The sequence below is a fragment of the Bradyrhizobium sp. CCBAU 11386 genome (assembly GCF_028128955.1).
GTDB lineage: Bacteria > Pseudomonadota > Alphaproteobacteria > Rhizobiales > Xanthobacteraceae > Bradyrhizobium.
Window position 1 is genome coordinate 21614 of the sequence record NZ_LBKA01000235.1, and the last position, 21476, is coordinate 43089.

At 65.0% G+C, this 21476-nt stretch carries 21 protein-coding genes; 9 read left to right on the top strand and 12 right to left on the bottom strand.

The features are described from left to right. The first annotated feature begins 131 nt into the window (after positions 1-131). The 3 genes from XI09_RS24040 (at position 132) to XI09_RS24050 (ending at position 2953) form a co-directional block, all read left to right on the top strand. On the top strand, positions 132-806 hold the full coding sequence (locus tag XI09_RS24040) for a response regulator (RefSeq protein ID WP_271569065.1): 675 nt from the start codon (positions 132-134) through the stop codon (positions 804-806). After that, on the top strand, positions 803-2179 hold the full coding sequence (locus XI09_RS24045; protein ID WP_271569066.1) for a sensor histidine kinase: 1377 nt from the start codon (positions 803-805) through the stop codon (positions 2177-2179). The genes XI09_RS24040 and XI09_RS24045 overlap by 4 nt, the downstream gene beginning before the upstream one ends. Positions 2180-2290: 111 nt before the next feature. Continuing rightward, a complete protein-coding gene (locus XI09_RS24050; RefSeq protein ID WP_271569067.1) occupies positions 2291-2953 on the top strand; it encodes a class I SAM-dependent methyltransferase in 663 nt (220 codons plus the stop codon). A gap of 4 nt (positions 2954-2957) precedes the next feature. Here the strand turns inward: XI09_RS24050 and XI09_RS24055 are convergent, their stop codons facing one another. The 3 genes from XI09_RS24055 to tpiA all read right to left on the bottom strand — a co-directional run bounded on the left by XI09_RS24055 (position 2958) and on the right by tpiA (position 6038). After that, a complete protein-coding gene (locus tag XI09_RS24055; protein ID WP_011087573.1) occupies positions 2958-4589 on the bottom strand; it encodes a CTP synthase in 1632 nt (543 codons plus the stop codon). A 166-nt stretch (positions 4590-4755) separates the two neighbouring features. Then, positions 4756-5142, bottom strand: a complete 387-nt coding sequence (gene secG, locus XI09_RS24060; RefSeq protein ID WP_027545834.1) for a preprotein translocase subunit SecG — start codon at positions 5140-5142, stop codon at positions 4756-4758. A gap of 140 nt (positions 5143-5282) precedes the next feature. Next, positions 5283-6038 (bottom strand): triose-phosphate isomerase, encoded by a 756-nt coding sequence (gene tpiA, locus XI09_RS24065; protein WP_271569068.1) that lies wholly within the window; start codon positions 6036-6038, stop codon positions 5283-5285. Positions 6039-6261: 223 nt separating this feature from the next. Here tpiA and XI09_RS24070 point away from each other — a divergent pair, with 223 nt between their 5' ends. The 4 genes from XI09_RS24070 to moaC are packed head-to-tail and all read left to right on the top strand — an operon-like array spanning position 6262 to position 10567. Further along, on the top strand, positions 6262-8160 hold the full coding sequence (locus XI09_RS24070) for a SurA N-terminal domain-containing protein (protein ID WP_271569069.1): 1899 nt from the start codon (positions 6262-6264) through the stop codon (positions 8158-8160). 14 nt (positions 8161-8174) lie between these two features. Then, positions 8175-9188 carry an anthranilate phosphoribosyltransferase gene (trpD, locus tag XI09_RS24075; RefSeq protein WP_271569070.1) on the top strand — a complete coding sequence of 338 codons (1014 nt, stop codon included), beginning with the start codon at positions 8175-8177 and terminating at the stop codon, positions 9186-9188. A 7-nt stretch (positions 9189-9195) separates the two neighbouring features. Beyond that, entirely contained in the window at positions 9196-10017 is an 822-nt protein-coding gene (trpC, locus tag XI09_RS24080) for an indole-3-glycerol phosphate synthase TrpC (protein ID WP_271569071.1), read from the top strand. A gap of 1 nt (position 10018) precedes the next feature. Beyond that, positions 10019-10567, top strand: a complete 549-nt coding sequence (gene moaC, locus XI09_RS24085) for a cyclic pyranopterin monophosphate synthase MoaC (protein WP_271569072.1) — start codon at positions 10019-10021, stop codon at positions 10565-10567. Positions 10568-10575: 8 nt separating this feature from the next. Here moaC and XI09_RS24090 read toward each other — a convergent pair whose 3' ends face one another. Continuing rightward, positions 10576-10740 carry a Flp family type IVb pilin gene (locus XI09_RS24090; protein WP_271569073.1) on the bottom strand — a complete coding sequence of 55 codons (165 nt, stop codon included), beginning with the start codon at positions 10738-10740 and terminating at the stop codon, positions 10576-10578. 312 nt (positions 10741-11052) lie between these two features. On the opposite strand from XI09_RS24090, the gene XI09_RS24095 reads away from it, so the two are divergent. Further along, positions 11053-13773 (top strand): bifunctional diguanylate cyclase/phosphodiesterase, encoded by a 2721-nt coding sequence (locus XI09_RS24095; RefSeq protein WP_271569115.1) that lies wholly within the window; start codon positions 11053-11055, stop codon positions 13771-13773. Here XI09_RS24095 and XI09_RS24100 read toward each other — a convergent pair. The 8 genes from XI09_RS24100 to XI09_RS24135 form a co-directional block, all read right to left on the bottom strand. Continuing rightward, positions 13770-14381 carry an RNA polymerase sigma factor gene (locus tag XI09_RS24100; RefSeq protein WP_271569074.1) on the bottom strand — a complete coding sequence of 204 codons (612 nt, stop codon included), beginning with the start codon at positions 14379-14381 and terminating at the stop codon, positions 13770-13772. The two genes, XI09_RS24095 and XI09_RS24100, sit on opposite strands and share 4 nt — an antisense overlap. 355 nt (positions 14382-14736) lie before the next feature. Next, positions 14737-15357, bottom strand: a complete 621-nt coding sequence (locus XI09_RS24105; protein ID WP_271569075.1) for a hypothetical protein — start codon at positions 15355-15357, stop codon at positions 14737-14739. A 26-nt stretch (positions 15358-15383) separates the two neighbouring features. Then, the gene (locus XI09_RS24110) at positions 15384-16163 is read right to left on the bottom strand and encodes a class III cytochrome C family protein (protein WP_271569076.1); all 780 of its coding nucleotides are present in this window, start codon (positions 16161-16163) and stop codon (positions 15384-15386) included. Beyond that, positions 16160-16867, bottom strand: coding sequence for an iron reductase (locus XI09_RS24115; protein ID WP_271569077.1), 708 nt, complete (start codon positions 16865-16867; stop codon positions 16160-16162). Before XI09_RS24115 ends, XI09_RS24110 begins: the two co-directional genes overlap by 4 nt. Before the next feature lies 1 nt (position 16868). Then, on the bottom strand, positions 16869-18818 hold the full coding sequence (locus XI09_RS24120; RefSeq protein ID WP_271569078.1) for a 2Fe-2S iron-sulfur cluster-binding protein: 1950 nt from the start codon (positions 18816-18818) through the stop codon (positions 16869-16871). A 23-nt stretch (positions 18819-18841) separates the two neighbouring features. After that, entirely contained in the window at positions 18842-19693 is an 852-nt protein-coding gene (locus XI09_RS24125; protein ID WP_271569079.1) for a Spy/CpxP family protein refolding chaperone, read from the bottom strand. After that, the gene (locus XI09_RS24130; protein ID WP_092181147.1) at positions 19671-20084 is read right to left on the bottom strand and encodes a DUF1622 domain-containing protein; all 414 of its coding nucleotides are present in this window, start codon (positions 20082-20084) and stop codon (positions 19671-19673) included. Before XI09_RS24130 ends, XI09_RS24125 begins: the two co-directional genes overlap by 23 nt. After that, complete coding sequence (locus XI09_RS24135; protein WP_271569080.1) at positions 20081-21301, bottom strand: OpgC domain-containing protein; 1221 nt, start codon at positions 21299-21301, stop codon at positions 20081-20083. The genes XI09_RS24130 and XI09_RS24135 overlap by 4 nt, the downstream gene beginning before the upstream one ends. On the opposite strand from XI09_RS24135, the gene XI09_RS24140 reads away from it, so the two are divergent. Continuing rightward, positions 21198-21446, top strand: a complete 249-nt coding sequence (locus XI09_RS24140) for a hypothetical protein (protein WP_271569118.1) — start codon at positions 21198-21200, stop codon at positions 21444-21446. The genes XI09_RS24135 and XI09_RS24140 overlap by 104 nt on opposite strands. The last annotated feature ends 30 nt before the right edge of the window (positions 21447-21476 follow it).

The following is a 21476-nucleotide window of genomic DNA, read 5'->3' on the forward strand; positions in this document are numbered from 1 at the left end:
GCCCGGCTGCCCCTGTCGCGTTTCGCGCATGGCTAGACAGCCTTCGACGACGCACCACGTCGGGCTCCCGCAATGCTGCCGCAATGATCGGGCCGCTAGAATGGCTTTGGTTGGAGCCCAGGTGCCGGATCATGCGGATTTTGCTCGTCGAAGATGAGGCGGAGATGGCCGGCGCGCTGTCGTCGGCGCTGAAGCGCTACGACATGGTGGTAGACCATGCCCCTACACTTGCCGAGGCGGAAGAGGCCATTTCCGCCGACGTCCATGTCGCAGTCCTGCTCGACCGCCAGCTCCCCGACGGCGACGGCCTTGCACTGATTCCGAAGCTCCGGGCGCGCGCCGACGGCGTGCCGATCATCGTCCTGACCGCGCGCGGCGAGCTCGCCGACCGGATCGCCGGGCTCGACAGCGGTGCCGACGATTATCTGGCCAAGCCGTTCGCGGTCGAGGAGCTGCTGGCGCGCCTGCGCGCCGTGATGCGGCGCCCCGCGGGACTTACGCCGGATGTCATCCGCGCAGGCCGCCTCGCCTTCGATGTCGGCCATCGCGAGGCGAGCATCGACGGCCAGCCGTTCGAGCTGCCGCGCCGCGAACTCCTGGTGCTCGAGGCACTGATCCGCCGCCTCGGCCGCACCGTGCTGCGCTCGGCGCTGGAAGAGGCCGTCTACAATTTCGACGACGAGATCCAGTCGAACGCGCTGGACACGCATATTTCGCGGCTGCGCCGCAAGCTCGCCGAGGCGGATGCCGGCATCGAGATCCACGGCATTCGCGGCGTCGGCTATCTCCTGAAGAAGCTGCCATGAGCAGGCACGACGATCCCTATTGCCTGCGCTCGCGCCTGAGCTGGCGCCTGCTCTCGCTCCAGGCCGCGCTGCTCCTGGCACTGGTTGCCGTCGTCGTCGGAGCGCTGTTCGCGTCAGGCTTCGTGCTCGCCGAGCGCGACGAGGATCGCGTGATCGATGTCGTGCAGCGCGCACTCGCGCGCGACGCACAGGGCGGCCTGACCCTGCGGTCGACGCCCGAGCTCAAACAATTGCGTAGCGAGACACCAGACCTCTGGTTTCTGGTCCGTGACCGGCAGGGACATTCGCTCGCCGAAGGTGTCGTGCCGGCCGAATTCGCCGCGATCGGCGGCGGCCTCGACCAGATCAGCCAGGCGCGGCTCGGCTGGCAGATGTTCGAGGACGATCCGCGCAAGCCGGCGGCGCGGCTGAAGCGGGTCGACACCGAGGCCGGCAATGTGCAGGTCATCACGGCGACGCAGGGCCGGATGACCGGCGCCAAGACGCTGGTCATGACATCGCTTGCATTCCTCGGCATCGCCCTGCCCGGCCTGCTTCTGATGGGAACCGCGACCTTCATCGCGACACCGATGATCGTGCGGCGTGCCTTCAGAGGACTCGATACGACCGCGGACCAAGCGCGTCGCATCGACATCCATCAGCGCGGCGCGCGTCTGTCGGTGGAGCGTATTCCTCTGGAGGTCGTGCCGCTCGTGACTGCGGTCAATGACGCGCTGGCGCGGCTCGACCAGGGCTATGCCCGCCACAAGCGTTTCGTCGCCGACGCCGCACACGAGCTGCGCACGCCGATCGCGATCCTCAACACGCGCCTGGAGTCGCTCGCCCCGGGGCCGGACAAGACCCGGCTGCTGGAAGATGCCGCGCGGCTGGCGACGCTTGCCGAGCAGTTGCTGGACATTCAGCGGCTCGACCGCTGCGGCCATCCGTTCGCGCGCGTCGACCTTGTCCGGGTCGCTCAAGGCGCGGCTGCCGACCTCGCGCCGCTCGCGATTGCGGCCGGCTACGAGCTGGCGCTCGATGCACCCACGACGCCAATCGAGACGCTCGGTGACGCAGCCGCGTTGGAACGTGCGCTGACCAACCTCGTGCAGAACGCGATTCAGCACGGTCCTCGCCGCGGCACCATCGGCATTCGTGTCAGCAGACCCGCGAGCATCGAAGTCACGGACGAAGGCGCCGGCATTCCGGCCGAACAACGCGAGCAGATCTTCGAGCCGTTCTATCGGCTGACGCCGCTCGATCGCGGTGCCGGCCTCGGCCTCAACATGGTGCGCGAGATCGTGCACCTGCATGGCGGCCACGTCTCGGTCACGGACGGGCCGGACGGCGGCGCCTGTTTCAGAATAACGCTGCGCCCAATCCCGCAAGGTTGAATCAATCCGACTGCTCCCCTCACAGCGCAATGCTGTCGCAATGCACGGCCGTGACACTGCATCCGCCTCACCTCTGATCTTTCGAGGTGCAACCAAGATGCCGGAGCGCGCATGCCCAACGATTTCCTCTCCTTCTTCCTGTCCTGGATGTCGGCCCCGCGTCGGGTCGGCGCGATCGCGCCATCAGGCGCGGCGCTCGCCGATCTGATCACGCGCGAGATCACCGCATCGACCGGTCCAATCCTCGAGCTCGGCCCCGGCACCGGCGCATTCACCTACAAGCTCCTGAAACGCGGCGTGCGCCAGCAGGACCTCACGCTGATCGAATACGGCTCCGACTTCATGAAGCTTCTGCAAGTGCGCTTTCCCAACGCGCGCGTCTTGTGGATGGATGCGGGGCGGCTGACGACGGAGCGCCTCTATGACGGCGCGCCCGTCGGCGCGGTCATAAGCGGCCTGCCGCTGCTCAACATGTCGACGCGCAAGGTCGTCTCGATCGTCAGTGGCGCGTTCAACTATGTCCGCCCCGGCGGCGCATTCTACCAGTTCACCTATGGCATGAGCTGCCCGGTGCCGCGGCCGATTCTCGATCGGCTGGGCTTACGCGCCACGCTGGTCGATCGCGCCCTGCTGAACGTGCCGCCCGCCGCCGTCTACAAGCTGACACGGCGGCCGCAGATGAAGCTCGTCACGGGATCGCTTGCGCCGGAATCCTCGACGCGAGTCGCCTTGGAGCCGATCCATCACGCGCGCGACTACTCCCCCGCGCGCTGAGCCATCAGACCAGCCGGCTCTGCACCATCGCCGCCTGAATGAAGGAGGCGAACAGAGGATGCGGCTCAAAAGGCCGCGACTTCAGTTCGGGGTGGAACTGGACGCCGATGAACCAGGGGTGATCCTCGTATTCGACGATCTCCGGCAGGACGCCGTCGGGCGACAGCCCTGAGAATTTCAGGCCGTGCTGCTCGAGGCGATCCTTGTAGGCGGTGTTCACCTCGTAGCGGTGGCGGTGGCGCTCGGAAATCTCGGTCGCGCCGCCATAGACCTGCGAGACGCGGCTGCCGCGATTGAGTGCCGCGGGATACGCGCCGAGCCGCATGGTGCCGCCGAGATCGCCGGCCTGCGAGCGCTTCTCGAGCTCGTTGCCGCGCAGCCATTCCGTCATCAGGCCGACCAAGGGCTCCTTGGTCGGGCCGAATTCGGTGGAGTTGGCGTCCTCGATGCCGACGAGATTGCGCGCGGCCTCGATCACCGCCATCTGCATGCCGAAGCAGATGCCGAAATACGGCACGTCGCGTTCGCGCGCGAACTGCGCCGCGCGGATCTTGCCTTCCGCGCCACGCTGGCCGAATCCGCCGGGCACCAGGATGCCGTTGACGTGCTCGAGGAACGGCGCGGGATCTTCCTTCTCGAAGATCTCGCTCTCGATCCAGTCAAGATTGACCTTCACCTTGTTGGCGATGCCGCCATGCGAGAGCGCCTCGATCAGCGACTTATATGCATCCTTCATGCCGGTGTATTTGCCGACGATGGCGATGGTGACGTTGCCTTCGGGATTGCGCACGCGCTCGTTGATCTGCTGCCAGCTCCGCAGCTCCGGCGGAATCCGCGAGGCGATGCCGAAGGCGGCGAGCACTTCGTCGTCGAGGCCCGCGTTGTGGTAGGCCTCAGGGACAGCATAGATGTTGTCGACGTCGCGCGCCTCGATCACCGCGCTTTCACGCACGTTGCAGAACAGCCCGAGCTTGCGCCGCTCTTCCTTCGGGATCTCGCGGTCGGTGCGGCAGAGCAGGATGTCCGGCTGAATGCCGATCGAGCGCAGCTCCTTCACCGAGTGCTGCGTCGGCTTCGTCTTCAATTCGCCGGCGCTCGGAATGTAGGGCAGCAGCGTGAGATGGATGTAAACGGCATGATCGCGCGGCAGATCGTTCTTGAGCTGCCGGATCGCCTCGAAGAACGGCAGGCCCTCGATGTCGCCGACGGTGCCGCCGATCTCGACCAGCACGAAGTCGTAGTCGTCATTGCCGTCGAGGACGAATTCCTTGATGGCGTTGGTGACGTGCGGAACCACCTGGATGGTCGCGCCGAGATAATCGCCTCGGCGCTCCTTGGTGATGATGTCCTGGTAGATCCGCCCCGTCGTGATGTTGTCGGCCTTGGTCGCCGGCCGCCCGGTGAAGCGCTCGTAGTGACCGAGATCGAGATCGGTCTCCGCGCCGTCATCGGTCACGAACACTTCGCCGTGCTGATACGGCGACATCGTTCCGGGATCGAGGTTGAGATAGGGGTCGAGCTTACGGAGGCGGACCTTGTAGCCCCGGGCCTGCAACAGCGCACCGAGTGCCGCTGAAGCCAGACCCTTGCCGAGCGAAGAAACCACGCCGCCGGTGATGAATATGTACCGCGCCATGGGACTTAACCTCTAATCCCTCGAATTCGATTCGCCAAAGCGATTCGTCTTCCGCCCCAAAGATTTTGCGGGCCTGTGGGTGAACCGGAACGAAGAGTGGTGACAGTGCCTTGATGGGGATTGTTGATGCAGGACGGTAGAAGCCGTCCTGCATGGCCCCCCTGCTTTATTGCGAACGAGGCACCTGCGGACCGCTTGGCGCTGCCGGGGCCTGCTGCTCGTCGGCCTTCTTCAGCGAATCCAGAATGCCCCCCGAGGTCGGCGGCGCAATCGGCGATCCGCCGGCCGGCTGGCCCTGCGATGCCGGCTGGCCAATGATCGACGAAGGTGCGCGGTTGTATCCGGCGTACCAGGACAGGAACAGGCTGGTCAGGAAGAAGCCGGCAGCGAGGATCGCGGTCGTCCGCGACAAAAGATTCGCGGTGCCGCGGCTCGACATGAAGCCCGCGCCTCCGCCCATGCCGAGGCCGCCGCCTTCCGACTTCTGGAGCAGGACGGCGCCGATCATGACGGCAACGATCATGAGATGGATGACGATGACAACAGTCTGCATAGTGCCCTTCCGTCACAAGCCGACAGCGCCGAGACGGCGGCCGATCGCGCTTCGCGGGTTTTCCTGAAGTTGCGCGGTGTTACACGATCGGAAACGGCATTGCCACCCCCGATCGGGTACGGCCCAACGGTTTGGGTTAGCTAGGGGCAGCCCTTGGCGATCGCAAGGAAATCGGCCGCCTTGAGGCTGGCGCCGCCGACCAGCGCTCCATTGACGTTCTTCACGGCCATCAACTCGGCCGCGTTCGAGGGCTTGACCGAACCGCCATAGAGGATCCGCATCTTCGCCCCGTCCGCCCTAAACCGGGAGGTCAGGAATTCCCGTATAAATCCATGAATCTGCTCGACATCCTGGACCGTGGGGGTCAGGCCGGTGCCGATTGCCCAGACTGGCTCATAGGCCACGACCAGGTTGGCTGCGGTAGAGCCGTCCGGCAGCGAGCCGTCGAGCTGGCCGCGCAGGATGTCCAGGGTCTGGCCGGCATCGCGCTGGGCTTGCGTCTCGCCGATGCAGACGATCGCCGTCACCCCGGCCCGCCAGGCGGCTTCCGCCTTCTGCCGCACCAAGGCATCGCCCTCGCCATGGTCGGCGCGGCGCTCGGAATGGCCGACGATGATGGCGGTCGCGCCCGCATCCGCCAGCATTTCGGTGGCAATATCGCCGGTATGGGCGCCGGAGGCCTTGGGATGGCAATCCTGGGCCCCCACCGCGACCTTCTTGCCGCGCGCCTTGTCGGCAAAGGCCGCGATCAGGGTCGCCGGCGGGCAGACCAGCAGATCGGCCTTGGCGGCCACGTCTGCCGCGCCATTGAGCATGGCGTCGAATTCGGCAGCGGAGGCCTTCAGGCCGTTCATTTTCCAATTGCCGGCGATCAGCGGTCGGATGGCGTCGGTCATGTCAATTTCCAGCAAAATGAGGTTTGGGCATGCGCTAGCAGAGCTGCTGCGGCAGTTCCAGAGACCAGGGGCTTTTAACCGCAGCTTCGTGAGGCCGCGTGACCTGAGGTTGCGGGGGGAAAGCCGCCACTTTATGATGATCTATCAATTTGGTGACGCGCTTTTGCGGAATCTGCATTAAGACGCGCTCCCGTTCCCCTCCTGACCAAACAAGTTGGACCAAATGCTTCGAGGAATGCGCAAGGCCTCATCAAACTGGCTCGGCAAGACCATTATGGCCGTGGTGATGGGCGTGTTGATCGTCAGTTTCGGCATTTGGGGCATCGCCGACATCTTCAAGGGCTTCGGGCAGTCCACTGTGGCCAAGATCGGCCACACCGAGATTTCGCTGAACGAGTTCCGCCAGATCTATACCGACCGCCTGCAACAGATCAGCCGCCAGTTCGGCCGTCCGCTGACGCCTGATCAGGCCCGCGCCTTCGGCCTCGACCGTCAGGTGCTGCAGCAGACGATCGCGGAAGCAGCCCTCGACGAAGAGGCGCGCCGGCTCGGGCTCGGCCAGTCCGACGACCAGATCCGCCAGGTCATCATGAACGACCCCAACTTCAAGGGCGTCGGCGGCAGCTTCGATCCGAACCGCTTCCAGGCCGTGATCCGCAACTTCGGCTATACCGAACAGCGCTACGTCTCCGAGCAGCGCAAGGTGTCGCTGCGCCGGCAGATCACCGGCACGATCGGCGCCGGCCTTGAGCCGCCGAAGGCGATGATCGACGTGCTGACGCGCTTCCAGAACGAGCAGCGCGCCATCGAGTTCGTCAGGCTCGACGCAGCCCAGGCAGGCACCATCGATGCGCCCTCGCCCGAGGCGATCGCCGCCTATTTCGAGGATCACAAGGTCCAGTTCCGCGCGCCCGAATATCGCAAGATCGCCTTCGTCGTGATCTCGCCGGAAGAGATCGGCAAATGGACCGAAGTCTCCGACGAGGACGCGAAGAAGGTGTTCGAACAGCGCAAGGACCGGCTCGGCACGGCGGAGAAGCGCCAGATCCACCAGATCGTGTTCCCCAACACGACTGAGGCGCAGACCGCACGCGAGCGCCTCGCCGGCGGAATGTCGTTCGAGGATCTCGGCAAGGAGCGCGGACTGAGCGCCTCCGACGTCGATCTCGGGCTCGTGACCAAATCGTCGCTCGACCCGGCGGTTGGCGACGCCGCCTTCGCGCTTGCCGCGGGCGAGATCAGCCAGCCGATCCAGGGCCGTCTCGGCACCGCGATCGTCAAGGTCGACAAGATCGAGCCGGGCGTCGAGGCGAACTACGCCAGCCTCGTCGGCGACATCAAGCGCGAGATCGCGACCGAGCGCGCGCGCGTCAAGGTCGCCGATCTCCGCGACAAGATGGAAGACGAACGCGGTGGCGGCGCCAGCGTGATCGACGCGGCGCAGAAGCTCGGCCTCACCGCCGTCACCATCGACGCCGTCGACCGCTCCGGCCGCGCCCCGAACGGCCAGCCGGTCGCCAACATCCCGCAGGGCCTCGACGTGGTGTCGCAGGCCTTCAACACCGACGTCGGCGTCGACAACGACGCGATCTCGTTCAAGGGCGGCTATGTCTGGTACGACGTGCTCGCCATCACGCCCTCGCGCGATCGCAATCTCGACGAGGTCCGCGACCAGGTCGAGGCCCGCTGGCGCCAGGACCAGATCGCGACCAAGCTGAAGGCCAAGGCGACCGAGATGCTGCAGAAGCTCGAAGCGGGCGGCAAGCTTGCCGATGAAGCCGCAGCGATCGGCGTCAAGGTCGAGACCGCGACCGGTTTCAAGCGCGACGACTCGCCCGCCGGCGTGCCCGGCACCGTCGTGGCGGCCGCCTTCCGCACCGCCAAGGACGGCGTCGGACAGACGCCCGTGAACGGCGGCAGCGAAGTGATCGTCTTCCGCGTCACCGACATCATCGATCCCGCGGCCGACGCGGCCTCCGACGCGGTCAAGAAGCTGAAAGACAGCCTCGACCGGGCGCAGACCGAGGAGCAGGTCGCTGCCTACGTCAACAAGCTTGAAACCGACATCGGGACCACCATTAATCAGGCCGCCTTCGCGCAGGTGACCGGCGCGAACCAGTGAGTTGAAAGCACGCGATGGACGACCTGAAATCGATCATTGGAAAAGTGGCGACCGGCGCCAGCCTGTCGCGTGACGAAGCGGCTTCCGCCTTCGACGCCATGATGTCGGGCGAAGCCACGCCCTCGCAGATGGGCGGCCTGCTGATGGCGCTGCGGGTGCGCGGCGAGACCGTGGACGAGATCACCGGCGCGGTCGCTGCGATGCGGTCCAAGATGCTGACCGTGACGGCACCGCCCGACGCCATCGACATCGTCGGCACGGGCGGCGACGGCTCCGGCTCGGTCAACGTCTCGACCTGCGCCTCCTTCATCGTCTCGGGCGCCGGCGTGCCGGTGGCCAAGCACGGCAACCGCGCACTGTCGTCGCGCTCGGGCGCCGCCGATGTGCTGGCTGCGCTCGGGGTGAAGATCGACCTCAGGCCGGAGCACGTCGGACGTTGCGTGCGCGAATGCGGCATCGGCTTCATGTTCGCCCCCGCCCACCATCCCGCCATGAAGAACGTCGGCCCGACCCGGGTCGAGCTCGCCACCCGCACGATCTTCAATTTGCTCGGCCCGTTGTCCAATCCGGCCGGCGTGAAGCGGCAGATGGTCGGCGTGTTCTCGCGGCAATGGGTGCAGCCGCTGGCGCAGGTGCTCAAGAACCTCGGCTCAGAATCCGCCTGGGTGGTGCACGGCTCCGACGGCCTCGACGAAATCACCCTCACCGGCCCGACTTTCGTATCCTCGCTCCACAATGGCGAGATCAGGAACTTCGAGGTGACGCCGGAGGAAGCGGGGCTGCCGCGCTGCGAGCCCGGTGCGCTCAAGGGAGGAGACGCCGACGCCAATGCGATTGCGCTGCAAAGCGTGCTCAACGGCAAGCCGAGCCCCTACCGCGACGTGGCACTGATGAACGCGGCGGCCGCGCTGGTCGTGGCCGGGCGTGCCAAGGACCTCAAGGAGGGCGTCGCGATCGGCGCAAAATCGCTCGACAGCGGCGCGGCGAACGCACGGCTGAAGCATCTGATCGCGGTCTCCAACGGCTGAGCCTGACATGTCGGACATCCTGACCAAGATCGAGACGTACAAGCGCGAAGAGATCGCGGCTGCCAAGCGCGCGCAGCCGTTCTCCGTTGTCGAAGCAAAGGCCAAGGCGCAAGGAGCCCCGCGCGGCTTCCTGCGCGCCATCAAGGCCAAGCATGCCGACGGCGACTTCGCGCTGATCGCCGAGGTCAAGAAGGCCTCGCCATCGAAGGGGCTGATCCGCGCCGATTTCGATCCGCCAGAGCTTGCCAAGGCCTATGAGGCCGGCGGCGCCGCCTGCCTCTCGGTGCTGACGGACACGCCATCGTTCCAGGGCCATCTCGACTTCATGGTGGCCGCGCGTGCGGCGACGGCGCTGCCGGTGCTGCGCAAGGATTTCATGTTCGACGCCTATCAGGTGGTCGAAGCCCGCGCGCATGGCGCCGACTGCATCCTGATCATCATGGCCGCGCTCGACGACGCCACCGCCAGGGACCTGGAAGACACGGCTATCGCCTATGGCATGGATGTGCTGATCGAGATCCATGACCGCGCCGAGCTCGACCGCGCGCTCAAGCTGCGCTCGCCGATGATCGGCGTCAACAACCGGAACCTGCGCACCTTCGAGACCACGCTCGCGACCAGCGAAGCATTGGCGCCGCTGATTCCCGGGGACCGGCTGATGGTCGGCGAGAGCGGCATCTTCACGCCCGTCGACCTCGCCCGGCTCGAGCGCGTCGGCATGTCGACCTTCCTGGTCGGCGAGAGCCTGATGCGGCAGGCTGACGTGACCGCCGCCACGCGCGCGCTGCTCGCGCGCGAGACGACAGCCCGCGCGACCGGTACGCGCTGACATGGCGCGCAAGCCGGCCAAGACAGGGCCCCTTACGACAAAGCCCACCAGGACAAGGCCCGCCAAGACCAAGGCCGGCCCTGCCCTCACCCATATCGGTGCGTCCGGCGAGGCGCGGATGGTGGACGTCTCGGACAAGCCCGCGACCGAACGGCTTGCGGTCGCGGAAGGCCGCGTCCTCATGACCACGGCGACGCTTGATCTCATTGTCTCGGGCAACGCCAAGAAAGGCGACGTGCTCGGCACCGCGCGCATCGCCGGCATCATGGCCGCCAAGCGCACCTCGGAGCTGATCCCGCTCTGCCATCCGCTCGCGCTGTCGAAGGTCACGGTCGATATCGAGCCGGACGCGAAGCTGCCGGGCTGCCTCGTCCGTGCCAGCGTGAAGGTGACGGGCCCGACCGGCGTCGAGATGGAGGCGCTCACGGCCGTGTCCGTCGCCTGCCTCACCATCTACGACATGATCAAGGCGGTCGAGCGCGGCGTGCGCATCGAGGGCATCCATCTCGTCGAGAAGCTCGGCGGCAAGTCCGGCCATTACCGCGCCTGAGCGCGGCGTTATTTCAGCGACGTGCTGATCGACCCGAATTTGGTGTTGAGCTTGCTGCCCATGCCGTTCACGACGGTGACGATCGCAAGCGCGATGCGGGCCGCGATCAGGCCGTACTTGATCGCGGTCGCGCCGCGCTCGTCGGCGAGGAAGTTCTTCAAGGTGATTTTCATCGTCGTGTCCTCTCCGTGTCGTTGGCATGCGTGTTCGCAAATCACGTGCCAATGCCGACTTGAGGATCGTCAGCACGTTAGATGGTTAAGCCTTGGTTGACCGACGCCTGACCGGCAGGAATTGATCGGCATCGCAGGAACCTTGCGGCAATTCCTGCACGTCCAGCAGCCCACGTATCGATTGCTTTTGTGTGTGGGCATTCATGTCGCATTAACCGCGCTTCCTAACTTCGCCTCCACCCCGTTCCCGTAAACCGACGGATGTTATGAGGATCAGGAATTGATCCTGGCGTGTGTGCGGCAACGATCCACATGATGACGAAATACGGCAGTCGCCTCTTTGACCAGGCCTTCGTGCGCAGCGGACCGATCCGCTGGCTGGTCGTGGGCGGCACGCTGCTGATCGCCGCGATCGCCGTCGGCGCGGTCCTGATGGCGCAGAACTTCCGCGAGCGCGCGCTGCGCAACTCCGGCCGCGAGCTCGAAAACACCGTGCTGATGCTCGCCCATCATTTCGATCAGCAATTGCAGGATTTCGCGGTCATCCAGAAGGACTTTGTCGACCACGTCCGCGCGATCGGCATCGCCAGCGCGGAAGACTATCGCAAGCGCCTTTCCGGCCAGGACATCCACCGTCTGCTGCGCTCGAAGATCGAGGCGCTTCCCTACATGGGCGGCGTTAACGTCATCGATGCCGAAGGCAACCTGATCAACTCGTCGACGGCGTGGCCGGCTCCGAAGGTCAACGTCGCCGATCGCGCCTATTTCCGCACCTTCCGATACGCCCCCAATGCACCCGACGTCCTGATCGAGCCGCTGCATAGTCGCATTTCGGGCGCATGGACCATCCTGATCGTCCGCAAGATCGTCGGCCCGAACGGCGAGTTCATGGGCGTGGTCGGACGCGGCATCGAGCCGGCCAATTTCGAGAAGTTCTTCGAGTCCGTCGTGCTCGGCGAAGGCGCGACAATCTCGATGCTGCATCGTGACGGCACGCTGCTCGCCCGCTACCCGCATTCCGGCGAGTCGATGGGGCGGAACTTCAGGAACGGCCCGTTCGCGCAGCAGAGAGTCTTCAGCCTCGACCATTTTGCCGGACGCTTCATCAGCCCCGTCGACGGCGAGGACCGCCTGATCTCCTCGCACGCCCTGCCCCACTTCCCGATCCTGATGATGGCCACCGCGACGCGCGCGGCGGCCCTGACGGACTGGCGCGAGCAGATCGGCATCCTGATCTCGGTCGCCGCCTCTTCCGCGCTCGCCATCGCCGGCGTGCTGATCGCGATCGTGCGCAAGCTTCTGGAGCAACACCGCCTCTCGCGGGAACGGCTGACGCTGGAAAAGCTGCGTCTCGACCGCGCCGTCAACAACATGACCCAGGGCCTGCTGCTGTTCGACGCCGAGCAGCGGCTCGTGGTGTGCAACGAACGCTATATCGAGATGTACGGCCTGTCCCCCGAGGTGGTGAAGCCCGGCTCCAGCTTCCACGACATCATCGCCCACCGCAGGGCGACCGGCTCGTTCACCGGCGACGTCGACGACTATGTCGCGCGCGTGCTGGGCGACATCCACACGCGCAACCCCATGGTGGTCAACACCGCCGACGGGCGCTCGATCCACATCCTCAACGAACCGCTCGCGGACGGCGGCTGGGTGGCGACGCACGAGGACATCACCGAGCGCCGGCGCATCGAGGAGCGCATCACCCACCTCGCCCATTACGACGCGCTGACCGACCTGCCCAACCGCGCCATGTTCCACGAGCATCTGCGGCAGGAGCTGGCCGCCATCGCCGACGGCGAAGAGATCGCGGTGCATTACATCGACATCGACGAGTTCAAGGGCGTCAACGACGCGCTCGGCCACCTCGTCGGCGATGAGCTCCTGAAATCGGTCGCAACGAGCCTCAGCCGCTGCGCGGGCCCGGCGGATTTCGTGGCGCGACTCGGCGGCGACGAATTTGCCATCGTGCAGAGCGCCGTGACGTCGCCGGACCAGGTCAACGATCTCGTCGCCCGGGTTTTCGAGACCATCCGCGCTCCCTTCGACTGCATGGGCCACCACCTCACCACCGACGCCAGCATCGGCATCGCGCTGGCGCCGGGTCACGGGACCGCCCTGGACCAGATCCTGAAGAACGCGGACCTGGCGATGTACGCCGCCAAATCCGCCGGACGCCGCACCTATCGCTTCTTCGAGCCGGAAATGGACGCCAAGGTCCGCGAGCGGCGGCAGCTCGAGATCGACCTGCGCCACGCCATCGCCCATGACGGCCTCGAGGTCTATTACCAGCCCTGCCTCGGCCTGAAGGACGATCGCATCACCGGCTGCGAGGCGCTGGTGCGCTGGCGCCATCCCGAGCGCGGCATGGTCTCGCCGGCCGAATTCATCCCGATCGCGGAGGACACCGGCCTGATCAACGAGATCGGCGAATGGGTGCTGGCGACCGCCTGCCGCGACGCCGCAAGCTGGCCCGACGACATCCGTCTCGCCGTCAACGTCTCGCCGGTGCAGTTCAAGAGCGGCACGCTGGCGCTGAAGATCATGGCGGCGCTCGCCGCCTCCAACCTGCCGGCGAGCCGGCTCGAGCTCGAGATCACCGAGGCGGTGCTGATCCGCGACGACGACACCGCGCTGGCGATCCTGCACCAGCTCCGCGCCATCGGCGTGCGCATCGCGCTCGACGATTTCGGCACCGGCTACTCCTCGCTGAGCTACCTGCACCGCTTCCCGTTCGACAAGATCAAGATCGACCGCTGCTTCGTCAACGACATCGCCGGCCCCGACGGCTCCGCCAGCATCGTCCAGGCCGTCGTCAATCTGGCGGCCGCCCGCCGCATGACCACCACCGCCGAGGGCGTCGAGACCGAGGAGCAGCGGCGCCTGCTCCGCACGCTCGGCTGCTCCGAGATGCAGGGCTATCTGTTCAGCGCCGCAAAGCCGGCCGGCAAGGTGCTGGAGCTGTTCGCACTGCATCGCAGCCGGCTCGCCCAGCGCGACGGCAACGAGGGCCGCCGCCGCGAGGCGGGCTAGGTCGGACCTCGGTTGTCGGCGCAGCGGCATTCCCAGAAGCTTTCCTCCAAACACACAACGCAGGTCTGCTCAAGACGCTCCTTCAGGGCGTGTCGGGCGCGATGAAGGCGAACGGTCAGGTTGTTGACGGTCACGCCCAGATCGGCTGCAACCAGCTCCCGCGGCTCACCGGCGAGATCCACCCTTCTGATGACTTCGGCATGTTCCGGCTTCAGCAGGGATAGATGGGTATGAAGGCACTCGCAGACCGCGGCATTCGCCGCGGGATCCTGATCGGCCGCGAGACGCTCGTTGAGCTCATGCGGGAACGGCATCTCTCGCGTTCTGCTCTTTGACGTCTGACGGTGAAAGTCGGCGATGGTGGTCGCCAGGACCCTGCTCAACCAGCCTCGAACCGAGTCCGCATCACGAATGTCGCCGGACCGCTCCAGCGCGCGCAACATGAACGCCTGGAGCACCTCCTCCGCTTCCGCCTTCCCGCCAAAGCGTCGCTGTAGATAGCTGCGGAGGCGATCGTAACTGCCGACGAGGGCGGCACGAACGACTGCGTCCTGCACATCCAAGGGACCGGCTGTCCGCTCCGGCAGACTCTCGTTCGGCGATTTCATGACGCATCGTCCTTGCATGACATTCGGTAGATCGCTTCGTTGGAGCGGAAACGCGTCAAATCCGGCACGACTTCGATCCGCGGATGCAGCAGGCCCCGAACAAGGGTCGCGAGAGATCACCGCTCCAGCGGCGTTCGCGCGGTGACCTCGCCTTCCGCAAGCCGGCGATCGCCATGTCGGCGTTCTTCCACTCAACACGCAGCGCGCGAGCAACAACCGAGACCGGTCCTGTCGCTTCGCCATGTGCGAGGTCTTGGCGCGCACCGCCATCATCCGCTGGGGCATAGCGCTCCTCGCAGACGTGTCGATCCGCGCTCAAACCTGGAGCGACGCAGTTCGATCTTCGGGAGCTATCTCAGACGATGGGGGGCCGGTAGTGACGACGGAACGCACCTTCGTCGCCGATCACATCAGGCTCCGCCTCACAGCGCGCGCGCGGCACGACAAACTCCGCAACCGCGGGCGCTTGAGGCGACACGGCGCTGAAGCACAGCACCGAGCCGCAGCAGGTGGCATGCCGATCGCCAGGCCGGTCCTGATCGTCGTCACAATCCCCGGCCATCGCAACGTCATGCGAATGCACCGTCGATCCGGCACCTTCATCGTGCGCGTGCGCATGCGCGGGCTGATCGGCCGGATGCTCGCACTGAATCGATGCATCCAGAGCGGTCGAGATCGCAAGCGACGGCGTCATCGACGCAAGCAGATAAGCGATGGCGACAAGCCATCCCCACCACCTTCGCCTTGGCTTTCTCAAGCCAATCATCTGTGCACCCACTGCCTTGGTCCGGAACATATAGCTCTGGTTGCAGGGACGGCCAACAGAAAACGACACGCCCGGCATCGACAATGCAAGAGCGACAATGAGCGTCGTCCGCTGTGCGGGAGTTCCGGGCTCGACATCCCTATCCGGCCGCGCGATGCGGCGCGAAATCAGCCTCCGATTTTTTTCGTCGAGCCCTGTAATATGCGGCATCCATCTCCGTCGCACGACCAAGCCAGTCAATGATGCTTCATCCAGCCGGCGCCCTTGATGTCGTTGAACGAGTCGGTTCTGTGACACAGAAAGCATTGATCGACCGATGCGTGCTCCTGACCCGTGATCATCCGATCCATCATGACGAAGTGGCCCATGTAGTGGCTCGGCGGCGCCTGATGGCATTGGGCGCAGTCCCTCGACGTTGGCGAGGGGTGCAGGAAACCGACGATCTTCCAGGACGCGAGCCCATGGCACTCCGCGCAGTTCCGTCCAAACAATTCGCGGTGCGGCTCCCGGTTGCTGTGGCAGCTGGCGCAATCGAGCTCCGCCCTTTCCCGCCGGCCTGACTTTGGCAGGCCGAGAAACTCCTTCAGGTCCGCAGTCAGTTGATCGGCCGCGGCCCGGTCAAACAACTTCCTGCCGGAGGCAGACGTTGCGACTTGAAGCAGTGACGCGTGGTCCATCCTGATCGGCCGCAGTTCACCCATGTGCTCGAGATGGCAGCCGGAACATTGACTGCCCGCCGTGGCATGAAAGGCCGTCGACTGCTTTGCGAGATCCCCGGCGGAAGGCGCATGGCAGGAGATGCAGGCCGCCGCATCGACGCCCTTGACTGGCGTATGGCAGCTCTCGCATCTGTCGGACAGAAATGCATGCTTCCCGGAAAGTGGCCCGGGCGTCACAAATTTTGCCCACCCTGGAACGACCTCGGAGCCGCCCCGATACAGAGCGATCGACACGACGGCCACGCTTGCGACGGCCAGTGTCGCGATCACGGCGTAGAGCACGCCCTTGATCGTCACGCGAGCCACCGCAGCCCGTAGTGGACTTCGGCCGCCACATGCACCGCGAGCAGCGCATACATGACGATCGCCGCCATGACATGCAGCCCGATCCATTGCAGGAATATCTTCTTGATTGCTTCACTCGATCCGATCGCCGATTCGAGATCGGAAATGCCATCGACGAGCTGCAGCAGGGGTACATTCCACAACGCCGGTGCAGGCACGGCGGTCCCGTCACGCACCACCCGATCGGGCGACGACATAGCCGACGCAATGTGCTCATAGGCCGACCTCAAGGTCGCCAGATGCGACTGCTGCTGGCGGAGCTCCATCGCGGTTTGCGGCAGGTAGTAGCGCCCGACAAATCCGGTGACGACAACGATCAGCATGCTGGTCACCAGGGCGATCCCGAGCGGACTTTGAAACTTGTGCCCCGTGTGCAGAAGCGCGAAAAATGCCGCGACGGTTCCGGCATAGGCGTGAAACGCCAGGAGCGTCGGCATCGACACGCATCGCGTGACCAGGGCCTTCAGACCCGCGCTGTATTTCGTCATCGGATAGACGAGAAGAAGAATCATCAGCACGGCTGCGCCGGCCCCGAGGGCAAAGCCGGCGAGGCTTCCTGCGAACCGGCTATCGGAGTGCAGCAGGAACGCCGGCACCAGCAACAACAGGGCCGCCAGAGCGACGTCGGCGATCAGGCGCCCTCTCCGATCCATCATGTCAGGCCTCGACGACCAGATCTCCGACCGATCTCGCCTGGCAGGCCAGGATCAGACCGTTCGCCTTGTCGTCTGCAGTCAGGGCGTCCTGGACTTCCATCGTGACGTTTCCTTGCAGCAGATGCGTCTTGCAGACGCCGCAGACCCCAGCCCTACAGGAATAGTCGATCGAAACGCCCGCGCTCTCGGCCACCTCCAGGACGCTCTTGTCCGGAGGCAGCGCCACGACCTTGCCGGATCTCGCAAAGCGAATGGTGGCCGTTGCAGGACCGGCCACCGCGTCCCCTTGATTGCCCGCTTCAACTCCCGGCATCGGCGCTTCGGCGCCGTCCTTGCCGGGAGGTGGGACGGCTCCGCGGGCGGGCCCGAAGGCCTCCGTCTTGATCTGCTCGCGGGGCACGCCGAGCCCGATCAACGTCTTCCTGAGCGCGTCCATCATTCCGGGCGGACCGCACAAGTGAACGCGTCGTCTGGTGAGATCAGGCACAGCCTGCGTCAGGAACTCGGCCGTGATCTGCCCCTCGCTTCCCATCCACGACGTGCCCGCGGCCCGCACCATCGTGGCCGCGACGTGCAGATTGTTCATCCTGCGTTGAAGATATTCCAGCTCGTCCCGGAAAATGAACTGCTCGGTCGTCTGCGCGCCATAGACGAGGTAGATCTGGCCGGGCCATGCAATATCCGAGAGATATCGGATCGCTGCCATCAGCGGCGTGATGCCGACACCGCCACCGATCAGGACGACGCTATCGGCTTCCGTGCCGGTGAACGTGAAGGCACCGGAGGGGCCTGCAACCTCGATGAGGTCTCCCGCCTTGAGGTGGCCATGCATGTAGTCGGAAAGAAGCCCGCCATCTTCGCGCTTGATCGTGGTCTCGACATAGGCGGTCTGGGCCGCCGACGACGCGATCGTGTAGGAGCGCCTGACCGTCTTTCCGTCGATCTCGATGGCATAGGTCAGGAACTGCCCCGGCAGGAACGCAAACGGAATCGCGCCGCCGTCCGGTGCTTGCAGACGGAAGGTCTTCACGTTCGGCGTCTCCTGATAGATCGCGCAGATCTTCAGCCTGCCCTTCCAGGAGCGGCCCGGTTCGACTCGCGCAGTACCGCGATTTGTCTGTTGCGCAGGTGTCACCGCGGCCTTCTCGTCCGGCGAGCTGACGGCCGTCGCGGATGGGATGGCCGCAGCAACAGCCGGAACGGCCGCAGCACGCGTCAGCCGATCGACCAGCGCATTCGCCCGGCGCATGCGCGCGACATAGACGGCAAGCAGCGTGAGCGAGAACAGCACCAGCAGCGCCATGGTCGTGACGTGAAACCAGGAGACTCCCGATGGGCCGTCATCGCCATCCATGGCGCCTCGCTGAGGCAGGAGGTTCATCTGCGATTTGAACCACGCCTGCGCGATCTGCTGCGGCGGCTTGCCCTCGTGCAGCGAACGCAGCGCGACCACGCCGCTCTGAACCGCGTTCAGGGACTCGCGAAGCCGCCGCGACGCCTGATCTGCCGCGACGATATCGCCTCCGGCAATGGCGTGCCGCAGATCCGTCTCGGCACCCGCCAGGCGATCGGCCTCTGCGCTGATCCGCTCGCGCGCCTGGACCTCCAGCCTGCTCCGCTGCTCGGCGGACAGCGCCGGCATGTCCATCAGTGCCGGGTAGAACTCCTTGCGCGGCCGGCCCATCATGCCGTCCATTCCACCCATCATCCCCGGGGTGGCGCCGCTGGGCGGCACATCGGCCGCACCGCCTGCGGAGCCGGACGCTGCGGGATGATGTGCGGCGTGGTCGTCCTCTGCCTGCGCCAGCTCCCAACGCTGAACGACCTGCCCTGTCGGATGCGCGCGGCCGAGGCCGAAGTCCGATGCGAGCGCGGCATTCGCAACAAGCTGGCTCGTCAGGACGACGAGCGCAGACAGGCCGGCTCGACATCGAAGGGGCAGACCGAACATGATCTCGCTCTCGATTGCAGAGCTCAGAACGATGCAATCAGAGGCAGCAGGATCGTGTCTGCGGTCTGTTTCTGGCTCTCGTTCAACGACGCGTAGAGCCGCGTGAAGGCCAGGCGGGCCGATTTGATGGCCTCCAGACGCTCGGACAAATGCCGCTCGTAATGCTCCAGACGGTCGGCGCTTCCCGACCTGTCATCCATCGCGAGCATCTTGCGCGCTTCCAGCAGGTGCTGCCGGCTCGAACGCAAGGCGTCGGCGACACCGTTCCAGTCGGCGGCCTGCTTGTCGCTGATCTGCAGCTCGGCCTTCAGGAAGGCGATCCGCCCCTCGATCCGCTCTGTCACATCCACCGGGCCACTCATCGCACCGCTGCTGCCCGACGAACTCATCTGGCCGCGCATCATCTTCTCCATCATTTGCATCATCTGCATCATGCCGGAGCTCTCCTGACAGCCGGCGCCCTGGCAGTCCCGCATCTGGCTTTGCGGCGGCATCTTCATCTTGTCGTCGTTCATCCGATCGCCGCTCATGTTCTGCGGCTGACCCGCTGGCTGGCCCATGTTCATCTTGCCGCTGGAATCCGACGGGGCCGGCATCTTCGACATCTTGTCGTCATCCATCATCGCGGTCCGGGTAAGACCGGCTGCGATTGCGGGCGACAGCCCAACCGGCCCCAGGGCGAGGACGGCAAAGGCGGCTGCACTCACGACGAATTTTCTCGAACGGTTCATGGTCATTCTCCGGGTGTTGATTTGGGTGGTCATCTGCTCATCGAGGTCGGCGATGAGGACAGCGTGGGGCGGGTCAGGCCATATAGACGCGATGCGCAGGCAACTCTTACGCAGGGAGGCGTCAAAGGCCGCCGCGGGCTGCATCGCTCACCTCCCTGTCATGCCTTCGCCACGGCCATCGCCCCTCGATTTCAATCTGGAGCGAGAAGCTCAGGAACGTACGGATCACGATGATCAGTGCCAGGATGCCGAGCCGGTCGAACGACGGCACGATCGCGACCATTCCGATGATGTCGGCGGCAATCAGGAATTCGAGGCCAAGCAGGATGCCGCGACCAAGATTGGCGCGATAGGAACGAAATGCGTCGGCTGGCGCACCGCGCCGCATCTCGTTCAACGACCAGACCGTTGCAGCAAGTACTCCGCAGACGATGACCACCACGCCGAGCAGCTCGATGGTCGAGGCGGCCCAATGCAGGCCGTGCAGAATGAGGCCGCGGATCTCTTCGGTGAAGATCAGCCCGGACGTCATCATCCGCCGCCCTCCTCGGTCGAGCGGCTCCTGTCGATGCCCTTCGACCACGTCCGGTAGTAGGCGACGATCGTCATGATCCACAGGCCGGCGGCACCGACCAGCAGCTGGGCCCATAACCCCTCGGATCCGGACTCGAGCACGAAATGCGCGACGAACGACAGAAAGAGGCCGACACAGAACACGGACAGCGACTGCTGACCGCATCTGATCAAGGGCTGGAGCACCGGCGACTTCAGACCGGGCCAGTCGATCGGAATGAGCGAGACCACGATGAACACAAGGCTCGCCAGATGGATGACGCGATAAGGACCCAGATTGGTCTTGTCGTTTGGAATGAAGACGGCGGCGAGCCCCTCGGGAACGTAGTCCCGCAGTCCCGGAATTCGTTCCGCCAGCGTCATCGCGAGCGCAAGGATCAGGAAGCCGCTACTGAAGACGAGCAGCGTGCGGGACGACAGCAGCCAGCGGCTTGCCGCCGCCCCTCCCAACGCCAGCCAGGCTCCGAATACGAAAAGCAGCTGCCAGGCGAACGGATTGAAATACCAGACTCCGGCCGGATAGGACGGCAGATTCAATTCGTAATGTCGGGCGGCCAGATAGAGACCGAGCGAGCCGATCATCACTGCATTGCGCCAACGCAGCATGAACCAGAGCACGACGGGAAACGCGGCCATCAGCACGATGTAGAGCGGCAGAACGTCGAGATTGAGCGGCTTGAACTTGAGGACCAGGCCTTGCGAGAGCGTCTCGACGGGAAAGTCCATCAGCGGCGCGACGTTGAACTGATCCATCAGGTGAAGGTCGTCGAACCTATGCGCGAGGTAATGCACGGCCGTGAGATAGACCAGGAACAACAGCAGGTGAGCGACATAGAGCTGCCACACCCGCCGCAGCAGCCGGGTTGCGCCGATGACGAAGCCACGCTCCATCATCATCGAGCCGAATACGAACGTCGCGGTGTATCCGGATATCAGCACGAACAGATCGGCGCCATCGCTGAAGCCGTAGTTTCGCGTCGTGAACCAGGCGAGCGCAGAATCCGGAATGTGCCCGAGAAAGATCAGCCAGTTCGCCAGACCGCGAAACAGATCCAGGCGCACATCGCGCCGTGGCTTGACCAACGCCGACCTGATCGTGATCGTCTCCCACAACCGGCGGTGCAAGAGAAACGCAACTTGCAAGGGCCGACTGGGGGCGCGAATGGTCTCGTCAGTCAACGGTGCGTTCTCCATCTCTGCGGTCAACTTTTCGTCGGATCGCAACCGTGTCGCCGCTCATTCGCGCGGCACGCTAGGTTGCGTCATTGATGCCGGTTTGACGGACATCAAACTCGATCGACGCACCAGCCAAATCTTTTTGTGATTCAATCGCGTAATGAATCGAGGCGTCCGT

What these genes read in the sequence shown, in the direction of transcription:
- XI09_RS24040 (WP_271569065.1), top strand. Translation starts at nt 132, where the DNA reads ATGCGGATTTTGCTCGTCGAAGATGAGGCGGAGATGGCCGGCGCGCTG.
- XI09_RS24045 (WP_271569066.1), top strand. Translation starts at nt 803, where the DNA reads ATGAGCAGGCACGACGATCCCTATTGCCTGCGCTCGCGCCTGAGCTGG.
- XI09_RS24050 (WP_271569067.1), top strand. Translation starts at nt 2,291, where the DNA reads ATGCCCAACGATTTCCTCTCCTTCTTCCTGTCCTGGATGTCGGCCCCG.
- XI09_RS24055 (WP_011087573.1), bottom strand. Translation starts at nt 4,589, where the DNA reads ATGGCGCGGTACATATTCATCACCGGCGGCGTGGTTTCTTCGCTCGGC.
- secG (WP_027545834.1), bottom strand. Translation starts at nt 5,142, where the DNA reads ATGCAGACTGTTGTCATCGTCATCCATCTCATGATCGTTGCCGTCATG.
- tpiA (WP_271569068.1), bottom strand. Translation starts at nt 6,038, where the DNA reads ATGACCGACGCCATCCGACCGCTGATCGCCGGCAATTGGAAAATGAAC.
- XI09_RS24070 (WP_271569069.1), top strand. Translation starts at nt 6,262, where the DNA reads ATGCTTCGAGGAATGCGCAAGGCCTCATCAAACTGGCTCGGCAAGACC.
- trpD (WP_271569070.1), top strand. Translation starts at nt 8,175, where the DNA reads ATGGACGACCTGAAATCGATCATTGGAAAAGTGGCGACCGGCGCCAGC.
- trpC (WP_271569071.1), top strand. Translation starts at nt 9,196, where the DNA reads ATGTCGGACATCCTGACCAAGATCGAGACGTACAAGCGCGAAGAGATC.
- moaC (WP_271569072.1), top strand. Translation starts at nt 10,019, where the DNA reads ATGGCGCGCAAGCCGGCCAAGACAGGGCCCCTTACGACAAAGCCCACC.
- XI09_RS24090 (WP_271569073.1), bottom strand. Translation starts at nt 10,740, where the DNA reads ATGAAAATCACCTTGAAGAACTTCCTCGCCGACGAGCGCGGCGCGACC.
- XI09_RS24095 (WP_271569115.1), top strand. Translation starts at nt 11,053, where the DNA reads ATGATGACGAAATACGGCAGTCGCCTCTTTGACCAGGCCTTCGTGCGC.
- XI09_RS24100 (WP_271569074.1), bottom strand. Translation starts at nt 14,381, where the DNA reads ATGAAATCGCCGAACGAGAGTCTGCCGGAGCGGACAGCCGGTCCCTTG.
- XI09_RS24105 (WP_271569075.1), bottom strand. Translation starts at nt 15,357, where the DNA reads ATGCCGCATATTACAGGGCTCGACGAAAAAAATCGGAGGCTGATTTCG.
- XI09_RS24115 (WP_271569077.1), bottom strand. Translation starts at nt 16,867, where the DNA reads ATGATGGATCGGAGAGGGCGCCTGATCGCCGACGTCGCTCTGGCGGCC.
- XI09_RS24120 (WP_271569078.1), bottom strand. Translation starts at nt 18,818, where the DNA reads ATGTTCGGTCTGCCCCTTCGATGTCGAGCCGGCCTGTCTGCGCTCGTC.
- XI09_RS24125 (WP_271569079.1), bottom strand. Translation starts at nt 19,693, where the DNA reads ATGCAGCCCGCGGCGGCCTTTGACGCCTCCCTGCGTAAGAGTTGCCTG.
- XI09_RS24130 (WP_092181147.1), bottom strand. Translation starts at nt 20,084, where the DNA reads ATGATGACGTCCGGGCTGATCTTCACCGAAGAGATCCGCGGCCTCATT.